This window comes from Amycolatopsis pittospori, from assembly GCF_013870525.1.
Classification (GTDB): domain Bacteria; phylum Actinomycetota; class Actinomycetes; order Mycobacteriales; family Pseudonocardiaceae; genus Amycolatopsis; species Amycolatopsis pittospori.
Genome location: NZ_JACBXD010000180.1, coordinates 1 through 4,474, shown reverse-complemented (window position 1 = coordinate 4,474; position 4,474 = coordinate 1). Strand labels below are relative to the sequence as shown.

Sequence of the window (4,474 nt, the reverse complement as noted above, 5' to 3'; positions counted from 1 at the left end):
GGTGAACGACTTCGGGAGCATCGCCGTCGACGCGATGGCCGTCTCCGGCCAGGTCGACACGGTCCTGATCACCGGTGGCGCGGGCGCGCTCGGCGCGTTGTTCGCCGAGCACCTGGTCACCCGGCACGGGGTGCGGCATCTGCTGCTCACCGGCCGACGCGGTGAGCACACCCCCGGCGCGGCCGAACTGGGCGCGTATCTCAGTGGGCTCGGCGCTTCGGTCCGGTTCGCCGCCTGCGACGCCGCTGATCGCTCCGCGCTGGCCGGACTCCTGGCCACCGTTCCCGCCGAGCACCCGCTCACCGCGGTCGTCCACGCCGCCGGGGTGATCGACGACGGCGTACTCGGCTCGTTGTCGGCCGATCGGCTGGAAACGGTGCTGCGGCCGAAGATCGACGGCGCGCTGAACCTGCACGAACTGACCGGTGACCTGGACGCGTTCGTATTGTTCTCTTCGGGCGCGGGCATCTTCGGCTCGCCGGGACAGGCGAACTACGCCGCCGCCAACACCTTCCTCGACGCGCTGGCCCACCATCGCCGTGCCGAGGGCGAACCGGCGGTCTCGCTGGCGTGGGGGATGTGGGCCGACCGCAGTGCCTCCGCGGAGGCACTCGGCCGAGCCGACCTGACCCGGATCGCCCGCAACGGCACGCTGGAGATGTCGGCGGAGCAGGGATTGGCGTTGTTCGACGCCGCCACGGCGCTGGACGACGCGCTGCTCGTGCCCACCCGGCTCGATTTCGCGGCGCTGCGGGGGCAGGCGAGAACCGGTTCGCTGCCCGCCCTGTTCCGAGGGCTGGTCCGGATTCCGGCGAAGCGAACCGCCGAGGACGAGCGGACCGGCACGTCCTCACTCGTGGCCAAGCTGGCGGACAGGACCGAGGCCGAGCGGCTCGAAGCCTTGCTGGAACTGGTCCGCGGCGAGGCCGCGACGGTGCTCGGGTATTCCGGAACCGAGAACCTCGGTGCCCGGCGCGCCTTCCGGGACCTCGGTTTCGACTCGCTGACCGCCGTGGAGTTCCGCAACCGCCTGCAGACAGTCGCCGGCATCCGCCTGCCTGCCACGCTGGTCTTCGACCACCCGACCCCGACGGCGGTGGCCGGGTACCTGCATGCCGAGCTGTTCGGCCGGACCGCCCCCGTGCGGGCGGCCGAAAACGCCGCCCCGGCGGACGAGCCCATCGCGATCGTGGCGATGAGCTGCCGCCTCCCCGGTGGTGTGCGGTCGCCCGAGGATCTGTGGCGGCTGCTGGAATCCGGTACGGACGCCATTTCCGGGCTGCCGACCGACCGTGGCTGGGATCTCGCGGCGTTGTATGCCGCCGACCCGGACGCACCGGGCAAGAGCTATGTCCGAGAGGGTGGTTTCCTGCGGGACGCCGGGGACTTCGACGCGGGCTTCTTCGGCATCAGCCCGCGGGAAGCCGCCGCGATGGACCCGCAGCAGCGGCTCCTGCTCGAAACCTGCTGGGAGGTCGTGGAGCGCGCCGGGATCGACCCGCTGTCCCTGCGTGGCAGCCGGACCGGCATCTTCACCGGCACCAGCGGTCAGGACTACGCCGCTCTCGCGGCGAACGTGCCGGAGGCCGACGAGGGCTATCTCGTCACCAGTACCGGTGCCAGCGTGCTGTCCGGCCGCGTTTCCTACACGCTCGGGCTGGAAGGCCCGGCCATGTCGGTGGACACGGCCTGCTCCTCTTCGCTGGTGGCGTTGCACCTCGCGGCGCAGGCACTGCGATCCGGGGAGTGTGCGCTGGCCCTCGCGGGCGGCGCGACCGTGCTCGCCACCCCGCAGACGTTGATCGCCGCCAGCCGTCAGCGCGGGCTTTCACCGGACGGAAGGTGCAAGGCGTTCTCCGACGAGGCCGACGGATTCGGGATGGCCGAGGGCGCGGGAATCCTGTTGCTGGAACGCCTTTCCGATGCCCGGCGCAACGGGCATCCGGTGCTCGCCGTGCTGCGCGGCTCGGCGGTCAACCAGGATGGGGCGTCCAACGGGCTGACCGCGCCGAATGGGCCTTCCCAGCAGCGGGTGATCCGCCAGGCATTGGCGAACGCCGGACTGGCGGCGTCCGAAGTGGACGCGGTCGAGGCACATGGCACCGGGACCTCGCTCGGCGACCCGATCGAGGCCCAGGCACTCCTGGCCACCTACGGGCAGGACAGGCAGGCCCCGCTGTTGCTCGGTTCGGTGAAGTCCAACATCGGCCATACGCTCGGTGCCGCCGGCGTCGCCGGGGTGATCAAGATGGTGCTGGCGCTACGGCACGGGATCGTGCCGCGCACCCTGCACGCGGAGCTGCCCTCGTCCCATGTGGACTGGTCGGCCGGCACCGTCCGGATCGTGGACCGGCCGGTGCCCTGGCCCGAGACCGGCCGCCCGCGCCGGGCCGGGGTGTCCTCGTTCGGCATCAGCGGGACCAACGCCCACGCCATCATCGAACAGGCGCCTGATCTCGACCAGGTCGACAAGACCACCGTCGAGCTGCCGCAGGTGCTGGTACCGGTGTCCGCACGCAGTACCGAAGGGCTCGCCGCGCAGGCGCTCACCCTGAAGTCCTTTGTGGAGGAAGACCACGGGACCGCGCTCGCGGACCTGGCCTTCTCGGCGGCCACCACACGTGCCTCGCTGGAGCATCGCGCCGTGATCGTGGCGGCCGACCGGGACGAGCTGGTGCGTGGTCTGGACGCGCTCGCCGGTGACGGGCCTGCCTCGAACGTCGTGCGCGGAATGCCCCGTGAGGAGGCCAAATGCGCCTTCCTGTTCTCCGGTCAGGGCTCGCAGCGGCCGGGGATGGGACGCGAGCTGTATGAGACCTATCCGGTCTTCGCCGAAGCCTTCGACGAGGTCTGCGATCGGCTCGACGTGGAGCTGGCGGGCCATGCCGAACGCGGTGTGCGGGACGTGGCCTTCGCCGGAGACGACCTGCTGGACCAGACCTGCTACACGCAGGCGGCCCTGTTCGCGTTCGAGGTGGCGCTGTTCCGGTTGGTCACGGCCTGGGGCCTGCGGCCGGACTACGTACTCGGCCACTCGATCGGCGAACTGAGCGCCGCGCATGTCGCGGGTGTCCTCGACCTCGACGCCGCCGCGACGCTGGTCGCCGCGCGGGGCAGGTTGATGCAGGCGCTGCCGTCCGAGGGCTCGGCGATGGTTTCCGTGCAGGCGCCCGAAAGCGACGTGCTGCCGTTGCCGATCGACGGACGGGTGTCGATCGCCGCAGTCAACGGTCCCGATGCGACAGTGCTCGCCGGCGACGAGGAAGCGGTGCTGAAGATCGCCGGGGAGCTCGCCGATCGTGGCCACAAGACTAAGCGGCTGCGCGTCAGCCACGCGTTCCACTCGCACCGGATGGACGCCATGCTCGACGCGTTCGCGGAGGTGGCCGGGAAGCTGACCTATCACGCGCCGGAGATCCCGATCGTCTCCAACGGCACTGGCGAGCTCGCCACCGAGCAGATCCGGACCGCCGGGTACTGGGTGCGGCACGTTCGTGACACGGTCCGCTTCGGGGACAGTGTGCGCCACCTGGCCGGACTCGGTGTCGGGGTGTTCCTCGAACTCGGACCGGACGGGGTGTCCACCGGGATGGCGAGGGACTCGGTCGGCGACACCGCGACGCTGGCCGCGGCCTCCCGCAAGGACCGCTCCGAGGTGCGGTCGCTGCTCACCGCGTTGGCGCGACTCCAGGTCAGTGGACTCGCCCCGGACTGGGACGCGTTCTTCGGCGGTGCCCGGCGGGTGGATCTGCCGACCTACGCCTTCCAACGCCGTCGTTACTGGCTCGACGGCCCGGTGCCCGGCGTCCGTTGGGACGACACCGACTCGTGGCGCTACCGGATGGAGTGGCGGCCGATCGCCGGCGCCCGCGCGACGACGTTGACCGGCCGCTGGCTGGTGGTGCGGGCGGCCGGACTGTCAGGGGAGTGGTCCCTGCGTTCGCCCGAGCTGCTGGTACGGGCGGGAGCCGATGTGAGCGTCGTGGACGTTGAACCCGGTGAGGAGCGGACCGTGCTGGCCGGCCGGATTCGCGCGGCCGTCGGTGCCGGGCAGGTCGATGGCGTGCTGTCGCTGGTCGGCCTCGACGAGCGGGCGCACCCGGACTACCCGTCCGCCTCGGCGGGCCTCTCCGCCACGGTGACCCTGATCCAGGCGCTCGGCGACGCGGCGCTCGACGCTCCACTGTGGTGCGCCACCGAGAACGCGGTGTCCACAGTGGAGGGTGAGCCGGTGGCCGGGCTGGTCCAGGCGCAGCTCTGGGGGCTCGGCAGGGTGGCCGCGCTGGAGTATCCGGTGCGCTGGGGCGGAATGTTGGACCTGCCCGGCGAATGCACCGACGTCGACCAGGACCGGATGCTCGGGGTGCTCGCCGCCGAGCCGGGGGAGGATCAGCTCGCCGTCCGCGAGCACGGGGTGCTGGCCCGGCGGCTGACGCCCGCGCCGCTTCCCGCCGGCACCCCGGGCTGGGAACCC

Annotated in this window: 1 protein-coding gene; it reads left to right on the top strand. The window is 71.7% G+C overall.

Annotated features, from left to right (window positions below; genetic code table 11):
* A partial coding sequence (locus tag H5J31_RS39405) for a type I polyketide synthase (protein WP_181777748.1) occupies positions 1-4,474 on the top strand: 4,474 nt, incomplete at both ends.